Raw genomic sequence first — 18805 nt, forward strand, 5'->3', positions numbered from 1 at the left:
CACAAACTGAATGCTTGAACAATTCCAAACACTGATTGAGAGCCAACAGCTCACTGAAGACCCAGCACAACTTCAAGCATTGACGGTATTACATCAGCTCGCAGTGAAGCTGTGTGCTAACCCCAATTTAACCGCGCAAGGCGTTTACTTGTATGGGCCAGTAGGACGTGGCAAAACCATGTTAATGGATATGTTTTACCAGCAATTAACGGGTAAAGTCGCTGTGCAACGTATGCACTTTCATCATTTTATGGCGCAAGTGCAGCGGGATTTAAATCGTATCCAAGGTACGGTAAATCCTATGCAGCATCTCGCCGCTGAGTGGGCACAGCGCTGCAAAGTATTATGTTTTGACGAATTTTTTGTCACCGATATTGGTGATGCGATGATCATGGCGACCCTCTTTGGCAGCCTATTTGAGCAAGGGGTTATCTTAGTGACCACTTCTAATTCCCATCCTGAAACACTTTATGCCAATGGTTTACAAAGAGCACGGTTTTTACCAACCATTGCGCTCTTGCAACAGCACTGCCAAGTGGTCAATGTCGCGGGGGAAACAGATCATAGATTTGCCCATGGGGTACATTACACACACTTTTTCCATGCCAATAAACTAGGCTTTCTGCAGCATTTCAGTACTGCAGCGGCACAACATGAGCCCCATCAAATCATTTTATGCCAACGCCAAGTGGCCACGCTAGGTAGTAATGAGTTTGGTTTAATGTTTGATTTTATGGCACTTTGCTCTGCACCCAGAGCAACTGCGGACTATATGGCATTGGCCGATAACTATTCGGCGGTATACATAGCCGATGTGCCACAAATGGGCGCTTTGGCCACCTCTCAGTTTGTTACCCAAGGCGTTGAGGATGGTTACCAAAGAGCGCATGACGCCACCGAAAATCGCAGCTTAGACGACGAGGCGCGGCGCTTTATCGCCTTAGTGGATGAATTTTACGACCGCGGCCGTTTAGTCATACTTCACAGCGCATACCCCTTAGCAGAACTTTATGTAGGTGAGCGTCTTGCGTTTGCTTTTGAGCGCACTAAAAGCCGCCTAGTGGAAATGCAAACTTGGCGGCTACCTGCTAAAGCGGCTAATTGAGTCGCTGTGAAAAGTTTTAGTTTGTCACTAAAGCTGCAAAGTGCTCACCATCTGCGCCGATTGGCCGATGATACGACTAGACTTAGCACCGGTTCTTTGATGAATAACCACCATATATTCAATAGGGTATTTGAGATTAGTGAAATTTGTTTGAGGGATTCTTACTTGCTTATCTAAAGGCATCGGCCAACTTATCGCCACATGCCCTGCAGCTTGCTCTAACTTGCATGGTATTATTTTACCTGGATAACTTGTGGTTGTCGTACCATCTATATTGGCAAACTGTACAGTACAGTGATATAAGTTTTGGTCCGCGTGAAAACCTTCTATTTGGTAATCAAAAGCAACGTCTAAAACATGCTTTTTGTATTTCGCATTATGCTCTTCATTGACAACGACATTATTTAATAACGCATTACTTTGCGCAAACGATGCATAGTCGGTCGTTTTACAACCTGCTAAAACGACGACTGACATAAACAAAGATATTCTTTTCATTGATTCTTTCCCTAAAGTTGCGTTTACAAGATGCAGCTAGGGAACATTTTCGGGACTAATTGACTTTTGGTCAAGTATCACTTTGCCTTTAGATTTTTATAATTAAAAACAAAGTGATAGAAAATCACGCTAAACGCTAATTACCGTCCTGTCCAGCCCAACTCCAGCTCGGGTAAAGCGTACCGTTTACCACCGCGTTGTTACCGGTAAAGATTGAAAGTGGCTTATCAAAGGTTTGCCAGTTATCAGCACTCGAATGCTCAAGCTCAAACACCACGTTGCCATAGATTTCATAAGGGCCGGTGATTTTAGAATTGCGATACGCCGCAAACAAAGTTTGCCCACCCATCATCAAATGCCCGACGGTACTTTGCTGGTTGATATCTACCGCGCCTTTGCTCCAAATCATCAGCAAATCAACTTGAGTTTGATTATCTGCTAGAAAGTAACCATTGCCCGACACTTCCACGCTATTAAATTCGCTGGCGGCCACTGAACGACTAAAGGAGGTATCAAGCACATTCAAACTTATCGCACTGTTGCCTGCCCCAAACTCCACCACTGAGCTGCCCGCAACTTGGACTTTGCTGCCTTCTTGTTGGCTAATATAGGCAGTACTATTGTCTTTAATCAAAAATGGGTAAAACACCGCGCCATCAATACCTTTGCCATTAGTCGTCAGCCGTGAAAGGGTAACGCTGCTATTATTCGTGGCAGTGAGTGCAGGCGTGCCTTCTGGCACCTCAATTTTGAGGTTTTTCAGCGTTACTTTGGCGTGATTTACCTCAACCGCACTTGCGCTGCCCTCAGCCATTTTAATACTACCTGGCAAATCGCGGTCCCCTTGTAGGGTAATGCCGTCGGTGGAAAGCTGAATTGGCCCACTACATTCACCTGCAATCGTAATTTCGACTTCATGATGGAACCATGCACTTTGTGTCAACAAATGCTGCAGCGCTTGTGGGACACGCTGACAATTGAGCTTAAAACGCTGTGGCAGTAGCGAAGCAGAGGCACTTTCTAACTGTGCCGATTCAAACTGCACCGGGTATGTATGAGCAGACACGGCTGCAGTGGCCAGCAAACAGCTGGCTGCGAGTAACTGGTTGTGAATTTTCATGGTAGTTTCCTTGACTGAGATTCATCCTTGCCAATTCTGCGACGACTTAAAACACCGAATGACAACGCTGGTACTTTTACATTTTTGTAACAGTCATTGTCTTACGGTGCAATTGAAATAACCTAATGATGTTATTCTTCAGTGGTATTTTCTAATAACGACAAATCAGTTCCCAACAACAATGTGTCGATAAGTGGTCGCTGCGGTGCAGGCGCTGCCGCCAGCAATGCACGCACAAAGTCCATCGCACTGGCTGGCGTATTAGGATAAGCATGTTGCGACCACAGTTGTTGTAACGCTCTCACTATCACTTCATCGCCAAGCGCTCTTCGCAGCAACGCAAATACTAAAGTCGCACGAGAGTACAAATCATGGTTTTCAGTTGCATCGACTAGCGCCACCGTACTTTGCAACTGGGTACGCTGCGCTTGCCAAAAACGCTGATATTCATACTCAACCAGTGCTTGCATAGCTTGTTTACCTTGCTGTTGTTCGATTATCACTAACTCGACATACTTAGCCATCGATTCTATGAGAAATGCGCTATCGCCCACCACGCCGCTACCAAGATCATGGCCAAACCATTGATGCGCGGTTTCGTGTACGGTACGGCGATAACGCTGATCAAAGCCAGCTGTTGGTGTCATAAAAGCACGAAAAGTCGCTTTATTGGTTAATAACATGACTTGCGGTAGCGCATAACCAGTTGCACCGAGATCAGGCATTTGGATGATATTCAGCCGTTTACCACGGTAAGGCGCAATATGGCGATGAAACCAAGCTAAGGTGTCGTTCACCGCAGCCATTAACAGCGTGTCGGTTGCAGGTGAAGAGTCAGCGTACAGCGCAATATCGACGCCTTGTACATGGTGTAGTTTGGCCTTTTGCCGCACCGAAAACCAAGCTGGGATGCCACGTATGGCCTGCTGAGTTTCATAACGAAAGAATGCCCGCCCTTGCTGCTGCCAGTGGCGTTTTAACTCACCTTGAGCCACTGCGACCTGATCCAGCTCAGTTGAGACAGTCGTATTAAATTGGATAAATGGATACACACCGTCTGTTTGCTGATCTTTAAAGCGCTCGGACGGCAAGCCCTTGGGCAAAGCGGTAAGCCCTTGCTCTGCTCGCAAGTCGGCATCGTGTAACTGGTATTCTGGTTGATAACCGACCACGGGCAAAAGCGGCACACTACGTAGATAACTAAACATTGGCGTGACCATATGATGCGAGCGGATGGGCCATAAATTCGGTTGTTGGTATGCTATGCTCACTTGCAAGCTAAGCTGCTCGCCTGGCTGTATTGGATTTTTTAAACGCAATACATGGTGCTGCAGAGAAGGATAATAAGTATCTGATACTACCCCGCTTAGCTGATACTTAGCGGCGCTAGGTTGCGCAAACTGACCGACTAATAACTCTGCTATTGCCACGTCACTACGGTTCAGTAAATGGTATTGCAAGGTCAATTCCGCTCGCTGTGCTTGCGGGTAAAACGCCACATCCGCATCCACTTGCACTAAACTCGGTTGAGGTTTCGTAGCCCAAGCTTTAAATTGTCGTTCATACTCAGCTTGCCAATCGGCTCGTAGTGTCGAATTAGTGAGTGGGTGCTGTGCTTTTAGCGCCTCATGGAGTTGAAAACCGTAACTGACGGTCAACAGTATCAGCATCATACTGAGCCATTTATATTTTGCTTCTTTAGTAGTACGATACGTAGTACCGCGATGGCTAAGCCACAGCGCCATCAGTAAAGCAGCAGCGGCCACTAGCAACCAAAAGCCCATATAAGGCCAGTACACTCCTTGGCTTGCAGTAAACCCCCAAAAAGTGTCAGGCGCTTGCAATGGGGCGGCGGCAATATTCCACAAGGTATGGGTTAAATTAAAATAGCTGGTCACTGGGGTAAACTTCACCACCAGTAGCACAACAACCAATAACGTAGCAAGATAAACGTGGCGAAATATCTGCATAATCGCAGTAAAGATCACCGCAATCACCAGCAGCGGCAAACCACTATAAAAAAGCTGTACAGCGTAATGTCGTACTGAAATAACACTATGGTTTAACCACTCTAGGATGACGCTGATCAGTGCGCACAAAACCAGTAGCAGCAACACCATCACCCACAACACTGCTACTTGCGGGAATATCAGCTGGCGATTGTGCAGTGGACAAACTGCTTGTAACTCGGCCATACCTTGGCGCTGGGCCAAGCCTCGTAATTGCCAGCTCCACAGCGCAATCAACAACACGCCAGCCACTGGCACAAAATCAAACATCACACGGTTTAACGTATCAATGCTGGTCGCATCCACCCTCATCATGGCTTCGACATACGCCATCCCCGATAATTCTTCATTGGCGATAAAGACTAGCCACAGTAACAACAATACAACAGTGAGGCGCTGTAACAGCAACTGTTTCAAGCCTAAGGTAAACAAGGCCCGCCAAGGTGTAGCCTGCTGATAAGAATACGCTTTGCTGTGCAAAGGAGGCTTAGCTTGAGGCTGTTTCAACCGCTCTTTTGAGCAATGGCTACGAGTTGCCAGACGCAGTAAAACCACTGTAAGTAGTAGCTCAACCCCGCGGCTAAACCATAAATATGGCAAGTTAAACCACATCTTGCTCTTAAGCTGCGCAACGACAGCGGTAAAGCCATACGGGTCACCCCATAACATAAGCTGGTATAAATTCTCATTGACGATTTTGCTGCCTGCCAGCACCGGCGAACCAGTCATCCCAGCTAACATTAAATAGCCCACTAAAAACCCACCACACACCACGTAAATCAGGCTTTGGTTGGTGGTTTTTTGGCATAGCCACAGCATCAAGGCGCTCAAGAGCAATACCACAGGCAAAACTAACCAAATATAGAACTGCATCAGCATGTTGAGCCAGTGCCAAGCGAAGGCCTCTTGACTGCTGGCGCGCCACAACAGCACCAGCATACCTAACAGCAGCACGACAGCGGTGGCACTCACCAGTGCCAAAAACCGCGCCCACAAACGCTTTCGCAGCGGCGTCGCTGTCACTGCGACCAGTTCCTGCATGTGATGATCGCTATCTCGTAACATGAGAATGACGGCGAAAACGGCCGTAAGCATGGGCAAACTCAACATCACTAACGTCATTGCGATTAAAAACAGTTGCGGCAATGGCTCGACTTGCCCCACGTAAAGACCACTTGATAACGACACGGCAAAGCCCATTTCTAACACCATCGCTAGCCAAAATAGCTTCTGTCGGATAATCAAACGCCATTCATTACATATCAACATCTGTGCCTCCATGTTGTAAGGCAAGAAAATATCTGTCCTGTAAGGTTGGCTTAACGGCAGTCGCAGTGGGTGGTGGGGTGTCGGCAAATAAGCGATAACAAGGCTGACCAAAGTGGTAACTTTTATTCAGCACCACGGCCGCTGATGGCTGCGGTTTCTCCGTGCTTTGCCAAATTTTGTTATGTAGTGGTGCCAATAACGCGGGCATCGCATCACTGGCAACCACTTTGCCACTGAGCAGCAGTGCCGCGTGATGGCATAAATGTTCGACGTCTTCGACAATATGGGTCGACAGTAACACCAGTTTTTGCGCGCTCACAGTCACTAACAGGTCATGCAAGCGTTCCCGCTCTTCTGGGTCTAACCCTGCGGTAGGTTCATCCAAGATCAGCAGTTGTGGGTCTCCCAGCAGCGCTTGTGCGATACCAAAGCGTTGCCGCATCCCGCCGGAAAAATTCGCTACCTGCCGATGCGCCACAGCGGTTAAATTGGTCAACGCCAATAACTCAGGTATTTGCGTTTTGCACGCGGCGCGCGACAATCCTTTCAAAATGGCAATATGCTCTAAAAGCGCGATACAACTCATATTGCGATAGACACCAAACGACTGCGGCAAATAACCGAGTACTCGGCGTAGTTTGTCGGGTTCCGCTAAGACATCAATGTGCTGAAATTGAATGCTGCCACTGCTGGGCGTCTGCAACGCCGCAAGGGTACGCATTAAGGTCGATTTGCCTGCACCGTTGGGGCCAAGCAAACCTATCATGCCAGAGGGCAAAGTGAGGTCGACTCCTTGCAGGGCAAAGGTGCCATCGCTATAACGTTTGGTGAGATTTTGTATTGTTAGCATAGTCAAAGTGCCAATTGAGTTGAGGTCGTTCCAGACTAACGAGAGCACCCATTTGTGACCACCGAATAATGACTAACCTTTTGAACTACATGATGAAAGGTCAAAAACGCTAGATTCTCCAATACACCGACTTTGGTCATCGAAATCCGCCTGTTTGTCATTTTTTCTCCCCATCGGGACAAAGAGCAGTTAGCATAGTACTGAAGACTCCCAAGGATTATGAAATGCCCCTGCAAGCACGGCAATCTAAGTACACTGCCTCAACTCAATCGTGTTTCATTGCACTGCTACCGTTAACTGCGGTGATGTTGCTAGAAGCCCACGCGCTATTTTGGGGCAATAGGGTGCTGACCTTTAGCGCTTATTGGCCTTTGATGCTTCAGTTTGCATTTGAAGTTGCGCCATTTTTTGTGGCGCATTGTCTTGCCGTACGCCACTCCAATGTAACTGGCAAACTCTACTGGCTGAGCGGATTTGTGCTCTACCCGCTGTTACATCAGCTGTTGTCTCTGTACTGGCAAGCTTGGCCGTTGTTAACGATGCAAACCTCAGTTTTAGCGCTTGCCGCCAGCATCGCTTGGTTTGGCACCAACCGTTTAGCGCATCCTCAGAATGGACGAGTTGGCCTGATTTTAAGGCGTTTATTTTCTTTAAATTCGGCGCTCTTGGTATTGGCACTTGGTTGGGCATTTGCCATGGCGGGGATCATGAACAGTGTTGATAACCCGATGCAAAATCAACCCATCAAACCTGTGATTGAATTGGACCGAGTGCTCAGCCAGTTTGGCACTTTCTGCGTGTATTTAGGGCAATTTCTGCTCATGGCGCTGATGCTGCTCGCCACTTACGCCCTAAACCGCTATGTGTTGATCCGTAAAATCTTAGCCAAGCATGGCATGCTGGCATTTTGTGCCGCGTTTATCATCAGTTTGGCACTACTTACCCCGCTATTTGCCACTGTTATGATCCATTTACCACTGAACGCTGCGAGTGATGCGCCTTATTCAACCTTGTTACCCTCACAAAATCGAGTCATTTTTGCCCCTGCCAACTATCACTTTATGTTTTTGTTATTGCTATTAAGTACCCCGATCATTTTGGCATTTGAACGCCAACACTCCGACACTCGCTTAGCGCAAATTGCCGAGCAGCAAAGCCAGACTGAGTTAAAACTACTGCAACAACAGCTTAATCCGCACTTTCTATTTAATACTTTAAATAATCTTTATGCCTTAACTTTAACCCAATCACCGCAAGCCCCGACCGTGATTGAGCGTTTGGCCAGTTTATTGCGCTACACAGTGTATGAAGGGCAACAGCCAAGGGTGTTATTCAGTAAAGAAATGACCTATATGCAAGATTACCTCGCGCTCCAGCAGATCCGCTGCGGAACACGTTGTGAAGTACAAAGCCAATGGCCAGAAGCATCCCACTATGATTGGCAAATTGCCCCGTTGCTACTTGTGAATATCGTTGAAAATGCCTTTAAACATGGCATTGAGGCCAATCCAAATCCCGGCACTATCAAAATTCACTGTCAAATTGAGGATAACCGCCTGGTCTTTTACTGTGAAAATCCATTTTTGCTAGATTCGCAATCGACTACACCAGGCGTTGGGCTTGAGAATTTGCAACGTCGCTTGGCGCTACTGTATCCCAACAAGCACCATTTTAGCAGTGTCGCAGAAGGGTCAACATGGCGGGCTGAATTGACTTTGGAGTTAAGCTGATGCTTACGGTACTTATCGTCGATGACGAACCCCTCGCCCATCAGGTATTATTGCACCATTTGCGTAGCCATACCGATATTGAGGTGATCGGTCAATGTTACAACGCTACCCAAGCACTGGCCATTTTGGTCAAACAGCGCGTTGATTTATTGCTGTTGGACATCAATATGCCAGCACTCAGCGGCTTAGATATGCTGAGTGTGATGGCCAATCGACCTCAAGTGATTATTGTCAGTGCACATCAAGAGCATGCACTAAAAGGCTTTGAATTAGATGTGTGTGATTACTTACTAAAACCAGTGAGCGCAGCGCGGCTAGCCACTGCTTTAGATAAAGTGCGTAGTCGGCTTGCCTTGCAACAATCACCGATACCCATTTTGGCGACGAGCGAATCCCCCTCCATTGTCGTCAAAGTAGACCGAGAAAAACGCAAAATAAACCTTGCCGATATCACCTTACTCGAAGCCTATGGCAACTATGTCAAACTCTGGCAAGGTGAACAGATGACGCTCGTCAGTAGCACCCTAAAACTGTTGCTCGCGCAGTTACCCTCACCGCCCTTTTTGCAAATACACAAATCCTTTGTGGTCAATCAGCAGCATCTGGTCGCTTTAGACAATGACACCGCGACCCTGAGTGATGGCAAAGTTGTACGTATTGGCAAGGCCTTTAAAACCCAAGCAAAAACACTGCTCTAAGATTTTGATTTACGCTTCAGAAATAGTCTTAAGATGCGCTCAATTTTAATAACAGTGAAGTTTGTTCGCGCTTCGGCATTTTCTGCACCACCAACAAAAAGGAGTTGTCGATCATGCGCTGAATTTCTCCCGCTGGCACACTACCATCCAACACCACCGTATTCCACAACCGTTTATCCATGTGATAACCGGGTCGAATTGCGGGGAAGAGATCCCGCAGCATAAAGGCTTCGTCTGGGTCGCATTTGAGGTTTAACCACCAAAACACCGCTTCACCCGCAGGATATTTGCCTCGCGCCAAAGTCGCAAACATTTTCCCTTTCACTTTGTAAACATCCACACCTTCGCCAAAAGGCTGACCAACACTTGCTTCTGGTTTATTAAGCAAATAATCATGTACTTGTTGCGCGTCCATTTCCTTTCCTTAAATTAATTCTGACTAAGAACTACATTGATCTGCATGCGTCTTACCAAGGCTTGTTTTTCAAACTTAATTCCTTTATAGCTAACCGCACTCGCAAAATAATTGAGCACACGATGCTGTCACCTGAACAATTGGCGTTTTTTCGCCTGCAGGGTTATTTACACCTCCCCAACTATGTTAGCGCAACTGATTTAGCCGAGCTTCAACAGCAAGTCGCGACATTCTCAGCCTCTTTGTCGGCGGAATTTGTCTCACAGCAACAACAATATCTTGCTGGGCAATGGTGCCAAGGTACTTTTCAATTGTTTCGTGCCAATCAGCTTAGCACTTTTATACCAGCCGCTTGCATCGCTCTGGGTGAAGCAAAATTTAACGCTATGATAAGCACATTGCTCGAAGACGAAGCCGTTGCTATGTATGACTCTTTGCTAGTCAAAAGCTGCCTCGCGAGTGAAATTATCTGGCATCGCGACATGTGGCATTCAATCGATACCCGCATTATTACTGTTGGTATTTATCTTGATGACGCCCATGCAGGTCAAGGCGCGCTGCGCGTAGTACCTGGCACTCACTTGATGCCAGATGAGCTTTGCCAGCTCGAGCAGCAAGTCAAACAAGGCACTTTATCTCCCGTAGATGTAGCAGCAAAAGCCGGTGACGTCATTATTCATGATGTCAACTTACTCCATTGCTCTACACCTCATATCGGCTTGACGCCACGACGCACCATTTACAGTGAGTTTCGCGCCGCGCGCGATGTAGAGCAAAACCCCCGTTACCCTGCGCAATGGCTTAAATTGCGTAAAGCCCATCAGCAATTACTGCAGCAGCGCTATACTGCACCAAACGATATCGCGCTATTTCAGCAGCAACAACAGTTAAACCAGCAACTTATGCAAATTCATGTGCAAATTGAAGCGGGTCACTATTGTTTTCACCCCCCTCAGGTAAAACGTTGATGCTTGTAGGTTTGCTCATACACTAAACGAGAAATGCGGTTAAAGCTGCCATAAAAACTCACAGCATGGCACATCGCTTTTCCATTTGAAGTTTTTGTTAATTTGATGTTTAAATGAAATCTCCATCAATAACGGTGGCAATAAATACTTAAGGAAAAGATGATGAAATTAAAATTTACTAAAAAACCCATTAAAAACCTTAGCAGTAACACTCTGCTGGTAGCACACCAAACCGCAGATGTAGTTGGCGGCACGTTACCACCAACTCGCGAGCGGACAGAAATTGTGTTTGGTTGTGCAACCCAAAGTGATTGTTTTACCAATAGACAAGTACGCTGCTTACCGGAATAGCCCGCAAAAAATCACCGCGGGTTGGTGCGCCAACTCGCTATAGCCAACCTATTTTGTCGTTTTACAGCAACCGTCTTGGAGAGTAAGATTATTCACCTCTATTCGCGTTTTGCTAGCTACCAAGACCATGTTAAGCCTCTTCAACCACCAAAAAATAGCCCATTGTCGCGCATGGTTCAAAGCATTTCCCTTTTTATTACTTGTGCTTGCTTTGCCAATTCGACTTAACGCCATGACGTTAGCAGAAGCTGAGCAGCGCTATGAGCAAGCCCAAGCGCTGAGATTTACCGACGCCCAACAAGCGATTGAGCTATTTCGCGATATTTTGGCTGAAACGGACGGCGATGAATTTATACCGCTGCGACTTACCAGCTTAGAATCTTTGGCTTTTATTTTGATTGACCGCAACCAATACGATAGCGCTGCGGAGTATGTCAGTAAGCTTGAGACACTGGCCATTGCCCACAGCAACGAGCATTATAAAGTCATGGCGCCATTGATTGCTGGTTATGTTTACGACCGTCAGGCGCAATACCAACAAGCGGAAGCTGAGTACCGCAAAGCGCTCGCGATTGCGTTGCAAACCACCCAATTTGAGTTAGTTGGCAAAGCCTATATTCAGATTTCTGCTGTGTTGCGGCGTCAAGACAACTACGTACAAGCACTGGATGTGGCAAGACAATCGGTTAGTGCTTTAGACAACTATCAAAACACTAAGCCTTATGTCGATGCGCTCACAAACTTAGGCATTCTGCAGTCTACTTTAGGTGATTATAGTGCGGCCTTAAATACCCTAACCACCAGTTATGAAATCAGTGAACAGCTTAAACTGGGTATTGGCATTTCTGACGCACTCTATGAGATTGGTGTGGTTTACCAAAAAATGGGCAATTACCATGACGCGCTCAAACACTTTTCCATGGCACATGAGCTTGACCAGCAATATGGCGAGCAAGTCGACTTCGCCAACAGTGCAATGAAAATAGCCAATGTCGCCTATCTCATCGATGATTATTCGCAATCCGCCGAGTACGCAGAAAAAGCGTACGGATTATATCGTGCTATCGATAATAAAGTGGGACTTGCCAATAGCTACGCTATCAAAGGGCTGTTAGCGGCCAAACAAGGGGATTTTTTAAACGCGATTGCGCTTTCTGAGCAGAGCCTTGCTATCGCAGCAGAATTTGAGCTTGATTCAGTGTTAGTAACATCACAAATGCGGCGTATGGATATCGCCCTGATGGCGCAAGATTACCCTTCCGCAATGCAATTTGGCGAAGCTGCCTTAGCAGGGGCAAATCGTTTAGGTGACCAAGAAGACCAAGCAAAAATATTGGCTAAATTAGCAGGTGCTTATCAAGCCGAGCAGCAATATCAACCAGCCTATGAGGCTTATGTTAAAGCCACAGAAATTCGCGACAACCTAGGGGTTAGGCAACAGAATATGACCTTAGCGGCGCTACAAAGTAAAGCTGAGTTTATGCGCAAACAAACTGAAATCGATAAACTCAATTTAGACAAAGCCCTCAAAGAAGCCAAACTACGCGAAAACGAATGGCAACTTAAAGCATGGTGGTTTGGCAGTGCTGCGGCCATCTTACTGGTGGCGTTATTTGTCTATCGCTTAAGACAAAAGCGTAAAATTGCCGCCGAGCGCGCGCAGCTGTTGCAAGATGTGGTTGACCGTAAAAATCGCTTGCTGGCCGATGTATCACATGAGATCCGCACACCTCTCACCGCTTTATATCTGCAAATCGAAGCGTTGCAACATAACATCAGTCAGGATGTCGATGCGTCATATGAAGTGATCAACCGCAAACTGGCGGATATCAATCGGTTAATAACCGATATTCATCAACTCGCTTTAGCAGACACCGCAAGCCTAGTGCTCAATTTACACGACTATAACTTTAGTGAAGTAATTAAGTTATGGGAGCGCGAATATCAGCAATTTGCTCACAACAAAGGCTATGAGTGGCAAGCTAAGATTGAGCTACCAGAGCAAGTTACGGTAATTTGGGACATTGACCGCATTAAACAAGTGCTGACCAATCTGGTGGCAAACAGTACATTTTACACTGACTTACCTGGCACTATCGCGCTGTATGTCGGGCTTGAACACGACAATGTTATCATCACCTTAGATGATTCTGCCCCCGGCGTTAAGGATGAGCAGCTTGAAGAAATCTTTGAGCGGCTGTTTCGGGTAGAAGCGTCACGTAGCCGCCAAACTGGTGGCTCAGGGTTGGGGCTCGCCATTTGTAAAAGCCTTATTGCGGCCCACCAAGGTTCCATAACCGCCCATCATAGTTCATTAGGTGGGCTGCAAATGCGGATAAGCTTACCTTTGGCGGCCAAACGTTTGCTTTCATGAGCAATTTTTGGGGGTTATTCCCCTTTAGTGCGCCTTAGCCATACTTGCTAGTACTTCAACCACGGGCGCAACCCAAATTGAATCTTGGCGGCGTGCCAATTCCGCCAACAGCGCTTGATGCACTTCTAGCTCAGTATTAAGTGGATGGTCGCCGCCCACACCATGGAACATAAAAATGGCGTAACTGCCCTTAGCACTATCGAGCAAAGGGCCGATTTGGGCAATTTGCAAATTGGTGGCATCAAACAATTTCAGCATATACGGATCAGTTTGCTTTGGTAGATTAACCCCACTCTCAACACCACGCGCACCAATAAAATACTGTGGGAGTAAAGGTAAAAAAGACGTCTCTCCCGCTTTTAAGTCGCCACAAGGAAACGCAAAAGTGCGCTGAGTACGACCATCTAATGCTGCTAAAGTGGTGTTGGCCACTTGTAACTCTTGTTGATAGCGAGCCACACTCCAAGTCGATAAATCATGTTCAGCTCTGACCCATTCACGACCTGGGAGTTTACCGTTACAAGGATGAAACAAGGTGTGATTACCCAGTTCATGGCCCGCCACAGCCAGCTTGCGCCAATCCTCTAAACGCTGATAAAAATGCGCAGAATTAATCACCACATAAAAAGTGGCTAAAAAACCATAGTGCTGTAATTGTGGTGCCACCGTATCTAGGTGACTACCCAAGGCATCATCATAAGTCAGCGATACCGCTGATGCTTTACCCTGCCAAACTGCGGTTGGCTCATTTGCCAGTAGCTTAAAGCTTGCGGCCAAAACCAGCATTAACAGCAAAAATCCTTGTTTTCTCATCGTTATTCCCATTAAAAATAGCGTGTATTGTAACCACCTCAGGTCATCAAACACGATAAAATCACATCTTAGCAGAATACACAAATACGCTGTGTTACGACGCAAAAAATGTCAGCCATAGCAGCTATCGGTTAGTATGAACAACCACAACACAATCGCAGAACCAAAATATGACGCAACAAGAACTCGCCACCATCGCACTTATTGATAAGCAACTTGCGGCCTATAACGCCAGAGATATAGAGGCGTTTGCCGCGACTTATCATGACGAGGTGGAGATCAGCAGCTTTTCTGGTGGCTTACTCTATCGCGGCAAAGCCAAACTGATTGAACACTATGGCGCAAAATTCGCTTCACTGACCTACCTCCACGCCACCTCATTACAGCGTATGGTGAGTGGCAATTACTTAGTTGACCATGAATTAGCGCAGTCGTCTGAGTTACCAAGTTTAACCGTCACGCGCAGCATCAAAATCATTGCCGCTTATGAAGTCGAAGCGGGTTTGATCCGTCGTGTCACCTTTATGCGCTAATTTTAGCTGCACTAATAACGCATTTAAGGCGGTGAAAACTTCCCCTCTTGCGACTTAAGGGTTAAGCTTAGACAAACACCTCTGACCAGTAAGCTAACAATAATGAAAACGCGTATTACTGAACTGTTTGCAATCGAAAAACCGATCATTTTACCCGGCATGAGCTGGATCTCAGTACCTGAATTAGTCGCGGCAGTCTCCAATGCCGGTGGGCTCGGTATTCTGGCTACGGGCCCACTAAGCCAAGCACAAACTCAAGCCGCTATCGCGAAGATCCGCACACTGACCGACAAACCTTTTGGTGTTGGTATTACCTTAATGATGCCGGGTGCCAAAGAGAATGCCAAAGTGGCGCTTGAGGCCAAAGTGCCAGTGATTAACTTTTCGCTGGGTAAAGGCGATTGGATTGTTGCTGCAGCCAAGCAATACGGTGGTAAAGTCATCGCTACTGTGGTGACAGAAAAACACGCCTTAGCGGCTGAAAAGTCTGGGGTGGATGCATTATTAGTGACAGGTCACGAAGCAGCCGCTCATGGCGGTGAAGTCACCAGTTTATGTTTGGTACCAAACATTGTCGATATTGTCTCTATTCCTGTCATTGCCGCTGGTGGTTTTGCTGATAGCCGTGGATTACTGGCTGCCCTCGCACTGGGCGCCGAAGGCGTGGCCATGGGTTCGCGTTTTGCCACCAGCTTAGAAAGCCCGGTACATCAAAATGTGAAAAACGCGGTGGTTGAGAAACGTGTCGCAGATACCATCTACTCGAAGAATTTTGATGGCTTGTATGCGCGGGTGATGAAAACCCCAATGGCAGAAAAAGTCACCAAAAAGCCGATGAACTTTTTTATGGCCGTGGTTAAATCCTTTAAAGCCGCCAAGCTGGTGGATATGCCGCTATGGAAATTAATACTCGGCTTAGTCGCGCAATTTAAACAAATTAAAATGCTGACGTTATTTGGTGCCGCCACCGAAAAACTGGAAGCGGCAACCATTCACGGTGACTTAGAGCACGGCGTGCAGTTTATTGGCCAATCACAAGGTTTGATCCATTCGGTCGAATCAGTACAAACCTTAATGGATACTATGGTCAATGAAGCTCAAGCACTCAATAAGGCACTCGCCGAGAAAATGCAATAACCACTCAATACTGCGGCTGCAAGTAAGCAGCGGATACAATTTCTTACTTGCAACCCCGTATTAGCTTCGCTACCGTTATACTCCATCATCAGGGTGGTAATAGTGACCTAAACTACTTGGAGTTGCAGATAAAGGGCTAGTAAGCTCATCCCCCTCAGCATTTATCTGCTAAGTAATTGGGTAAGCGAAACACCACTGCAACTTCAAAAGGAATGGGTATAGTCGTGAAGGAAAAGGCATGCGTTGGTTAAAATGGACAGTGGGTTTTGCTGTAGTGACTTTGCTGTTACTCACCACGCTATTTTACTTTCGCCACACTATAGTGACCCGCATTGCCAATCATTATCTCAACCCTTATCAAGTCTCACTCAGCTGCTTATCCGTAGACATCGACAAGCACCTCAACGTTATGCTGAATACGCTGTGTTTTAACCATCCAGCGGCATCCGGCACATTGCAGCAGGTCAATATAGATTGGCAACTCGTGTCTTGGTCTTGGTTGAACGAGCCAGAAATAGCCATTCAATCTATTAACGCTGATGATTTAACCTTACAAGCTGCAAGTGAACTGTTGCAAAACCACAGTGATGCACCGCCGGTGTCACCACTGACCACATTGCACAGCAGCCTTGCCTTACTCGCCCGCTTTCCCATACCTGTACCGGTTAACATTCGCCATTTTGCCGTAGCGGCTGATACGCAACACTACTTAGGAAAACTAGCGCTCAGCCAACAATCGCTGGCAGCAACATTGTGGTCGACTACCACGCCAAACCATGCTGTAAATGAGCAAAAGCCGCTGCTGAGCATCAGCATCTCGCGCCAATTGGATAGCTTAAGCGGCCATATTGAGACTGATTTACAAGCGCTGCAACAGGCCTTTTTGCCAACCCCTTTGCCACTTGCGGCAAACTGGCAATTGCTGGCTTTAAAAGGCGGGCTCAAGCTTGATTTTAGCTGGCAAGCCAATCAACTCTCAGCCAAGCTGAACGTGGCTGAAGGCGAGACATGGCTACAAAACCCACCACTTGCCCAAACGCAGGTGACATTCAGCCCCACTTGGCAACTCGATATTGATGAGCAGCAAATTCACCTTGAGCTTGGTACGCAAACCCAGTTCGTGGTCAGTTTTGATGACCAAATGTTACTGAGCTATTTGCAGCAATGGCATCTGCCGCCTGAGCTGGTCACGCTACTGCAAACCAATCCATTACATGGTGTTACTGTGTCCCCCGCAGGCGAAGCCAAGTTAGATTTAACCAAACAAGTGTTTAGCTTACAAAACCTTGCTATCCAAAGCCTTGCGGTACATAACCCTAGTGGTAAGCCAAGCATGCAACTTATGCTCAGCCAAGTGCATAGTGAATATGCTGCAGCTAAGCTTAAAACCCAGTTTTCGGCAAAAACGCAGCTCAATGCGCACAGCCTACATACCGCCTTGCAAACACCCGTGGCGGTTGAGCTTACAGGCGCGGCAGAGGTCGCAGGGCCGCTTTGGCAGCTCGAGTTACAAGCGCCAAGTACAGTCTCTGTGCCAAGCTTTACCCCCACTAACGATATGCCTTTGCAGCTAGGTGCTGTGCAATTACACGCCAGCGGCAATATTAAACAAAGCGCTAAAGCACTGGCGCTAAACCTACAATTACAAGGTGATTTGGCGAGTTTTACCCTACCCAAAAAACTCCAACTTGAGCAGCTCCAAGCACAAGCGAAAATCTCAGGAAACCTTGCCAAACTGACTGTAGTTGGCAACCTCAAAGCCTCCAAAACCACTTTGGCGCAATTTGACTTAAGTGGCACCCCCAATCAGTTCGACTATCGCCTTAATGGCGATGCCTTGGCGGTAAAAACCTTACTGGGCTTTAATCGCGACCCCAACCTTAAACTCAAGTTACATGCCGGATTATTGGATTATGCTATCAGCGGAAAACGCTTTGCTTGGCAATATCCCCTTGCCCATCAAGCCGATGTCAGCCTCACCTTGAGCGGTATTGATGGCAAAGTGGCGGATTTCGGTTGGCAAGATCTTAACTATCAACAACACTTTAATTATTCCGACGGCAATTTAATCAGTTCCCAAGGTATTAATAACCTAAGTGTTGCGACACTTATTCCAGATATGGGGGTGCAGACGCTTCGCGCTTCCAGCAATCTCAGTTGGATTCAGTCGGCATTAAAGTTTGATTTGCAACAGTTAACGGCAGAGGCCTTTGGTGGCCGAGTTAAAGTGCCCGCGCTAAGCTGGCCAATTGTGGAGGCGCAAACCATGCGACTCGAATTAGATCAAATTGACCTTGAGCCGTTATTGGCGTTAGACAAGTCTAAAGGCATTGTGGTAACTGGCAAAATTTCCGGTAAGTTGCCCGTTACAGTCGCGCTGGCAAAAAATGGCAAACCTCAGTTCAGTATTCAGCAAGGCCGATTATTTAATGTCAGCGAAGGGATTATCCGCGTTAAAGATAATCCCGCTGTTGCGAACTTAAAACAGCAACAAAGTAACTTAAAATTGGCCTTTGAAGCGTTAGAAAATCTCAACTACCACAGCCTAACTGCCGGTGTCAGTATGGCCAACAATGGCGATATGGTGCTGGCCACTGCGATTCAGGGTCATAATCCTGATATCGACAACGACGTCAATTTTAATCTTAATCTCAGTTACGATTTACCCGGCTTGTTGCAATCATTAATGATAGCCAATGATTTAGAACACAGCCTGACCAACAAGTTAAAACCCAAGGAGCCAAAATGAAAACCCCCATCACTGCAATACTGGTGCTGGGTTTATTGAGCGGCTGTACCCACCGAATTGAAGTTGCTGCTAAAGAACCCATAACCATCAATATGAACTTAAAAATTGATCATGAGATCCGCGTCAAAGTCGACAAAGAACTCGATGACTTATTTACTAAAGATGAAAGCTTGTTCTAAGGAGTAG

16 protein-coding genes are annotated in these 18805 nt (G+C 46.8%); 10 read left to right on the plus strand and 6 right to left on the minus strand.

Features of this window, described 5'->3' with window-relative positions; all coding sequences use genetic code 11:
* Positions 1-10 precede the first annotated feature (10 nt).
* On the plus strand, positions 11-1105 hold the full coding sequence (gene zapE / locus ACFOEE_RS00165; RefSeq protein WP_377119654.1) for a cell division protein ZapE: 1095 nt from the start codon (positions 11-13) through the stop codon (positions 1103-1105).
* Between the two features lie 27 nt (positions 1106-1132).
* Here the strand turns inward: zapE and ACFOEE_RS00170 are convergent, their stop codons facing one another.
* The 4 genes from ACFOEE_RS00170 to ACFOEE_RS00185 form a co-directional block, all read right to left on the minus strand.
* The gene (locus ACFOEE_RS00170) at positions 1133-1603 is read right to left on the minus strand and encodes a hypothetical protein (protein WP_377119657.1); all 471 of its coding nucleotides are present in this window, start codon (positions 1601-1603) and stop codon (positions 1133-1135) included.
* A gap of 136 nt (positions 1604-1739) precedes the next feature.
* The gene (locus ACFOEE_RS00175; RefSeq protein WP_377119660.1) at positions 1740-2723 is read right to left on the minus strand and encodes a hypothetical protein; all 984 of its coding nucleotides are present in this window, start codon (positions 2721-2723) and stop codon (positions 1740-1742) included.
* 131 nt (positions 2724-2854) lie between these two features.
* A complete protein-coding gene (locus ACFOEE_RS00180; RefSeq protein ID WP_377119663.1) occupies positions 2855-6001 on the minus strand; it encodes a M1 family aminopeptidase in 3147 nt (1048 codons plus the stop codon).
* Positions 5988-6851, minus strand: coding sequence for an ABC transporter ATP-binding protein (locus tag ACFOEE_RS00185; protein WP_377119666.1), 864 nt, complete (start codon positions 6849-6851; stop codon positions 5988-5990). Before ACFOEE_RS00185 ends, ACFOEE_RS00180 begins: the two co-directional genes overlap by 14 nt.
* A 224-nt stretch (positions 6852-7075) precedes the next feature.
* On the opposite strand from ACFOEE_RS00185, the gene ACFOEE_RS00190 reads away from it, so the two are divergent.
* Complete coding sequence (locus ACFOEE_RS00190; protein WP_377119669.1) at positions 7076-8581, plus strand: sensor histidine kinase; 1506 nt, start codon at positions 7076-7078, stop codon at positions 8579-8581.
* Positions 8581-9279: a LytR/AlgR family response regulator transcription factor gene (locus ACFOEE_RS00195; RefSeq protein ID WP_377119672.1), complete on the plus strand. Its 699-nt coding sequence runs from the start codon at positions 8581-8583 to the stop codon at positions 9277-9279. The genes ACFOEE_RS00190 and ACFOEE_RS00195 overlap by 1 nt, the downstream gene beginning before the upstream one ends.
* Positions 9280-9307: 28 nt before the next feature.
* Here ACFOEE_RS00195 and ACFOEE_RS00200 read toward each other — a convergent pair whose 3' ends face one another.
* Complete coding sequence (locus ACFOEE_RS00200; RefSeq protein ID WP_377119675.1) at positions 9308-9694, minus strand: MmcQ/YjbR family DNA-binding protein; 387 nt, start codon at positions 9692-9694, stop codon at positions 9308-9310.
* 122 nt (positions 9695-9816) lie between these two features.
* On the opposite strand from ACFOEE_RS00200, the gene ACFOEE_RS00205 reads away from it, so the two are divergent.
* From ACFOEE_RS00205 to ACFOEE_RS00215, 3 genes are all read left to right on the plus strand, one after another.
* Positions 9817-10662, plus strand: coding sequence for a phytanoyl-CoA dioxygenase family protein (locus tag ACFOEE_RS00205; protein ID WP_377119677.1), 846 nt, complete (start codon positions 9817-9819; stop codon positions 10660-10662).
* 159 nt (positions 10663-10821) lie between these two features.
* Complete coding sequence (locus tag ACFOEE_RS00210) at positions 10822-11013, plus strand: hypothetical protein (protein WP_377119680.1); 192 nt, start codon at positions 10822-10824, stop codon at positions 11011-11013.
* Positions 11014-11140: 127 nt separating this feature from the next.
* Positions 11141-13387 (plus strand): tetratricopeptide repeat protein, encoded by a 2247-nt coding sequence (locus ACFOEE_RS00215; protein WP_377119683.1) that lies wholly within the window; start codon positions 11141-11143, stop codon positions 13385-13387.
* A gap of 24 nt (positions 13388-13411) precedes the next feature.
* Here the strand turns inward: ACFOEE_RS00215 and ACFOEE_RS00220 are convergent, their stop codons facing one another.
* Complete coding sequence (locus ACFOEE_RS00220) at positions 13412-14200, minus strand: polysaccharide deacetylase family protein (protein ID WP_377119685.1); 789 nt, start codon at positions 14198-14200, stop codon at positions 13412-13414.
* A 170-nt stretch (positions 14201-14370) separates the two neighbouring features.
* On the opposite strand from ACFOEE_RS00220, the gene ACFOEE_RS00225 reads away from it, so the two are divergent.
* The 4 genes from ACFOEE_RS00225 (at position 14371) to ACFOEE_RS00240 (ending at position 18798) form a co-directional block, all read left to right on the plus strand.
* On the plus strand, positions 14371-14733 hold the full coding sequence (locus ACFOEE_RS00225) for a nuclear transport factor 2 family protein (protein WP_377119688.1): 363 nt from the start codon (positions 14371-14373) through the stop codon (positions 14731-14733).
* An 81-nt stretch (positions 14734-14814) separates the two neighbouring features.
* Entirely contained in the window at positions 14815-15870 is a 1056-nt protein-coding gene (locus ACFOEE_RS00230) for an NAD(P)H-dependent flavin oxidoreductase (protein ID WP_377120118.1), read from the plus strand.
* Between the two features lie 238 nt (positions 15871-16108).
* Positions 16109-18619 carry an intermembrane phospholipid transport protein YdbH family protein gene (locus ACFOEE_RS00235; protein ID WP_377119691.1) on the plus strand — a complete coding sequence of 837 codons (2511 nt, stop codon included), beginning with the start codon at positions 16109-16111 and terminating at the stop codon, positions 18617-18619.
* Positions 18616-18798 carry a YnbE family lipoprotein gene (locus ACFOEE_RS00240; protein WP_377119694.1) on the plus strand — a complete coding sequence of 61 codons (183 nt, stop codon included), beginning with the start codon at positions 18616-18618 and terminating at the stop codon, positions 18796-18798. The genes ACFOEE_RS00235 and ACFOEE_RS00240 overlap by 4 nt, the downstream gene beginning before the upstream one ends.
* The last annotated feature ends 7 nt before the right edge of the window (positions 18799-18805 follow it).

The organism is Pseudoalteromonas fenneropenaei (genome assembly GCF_042643375.1).
Classification (GTDB): Bacteria; Pseudomonadota; Gammaproteobacteria; order Enterobacterales; family Alteromonadaceae; genus Pseudoalteromonas; species Pseudoalteromonas fenneropenaei.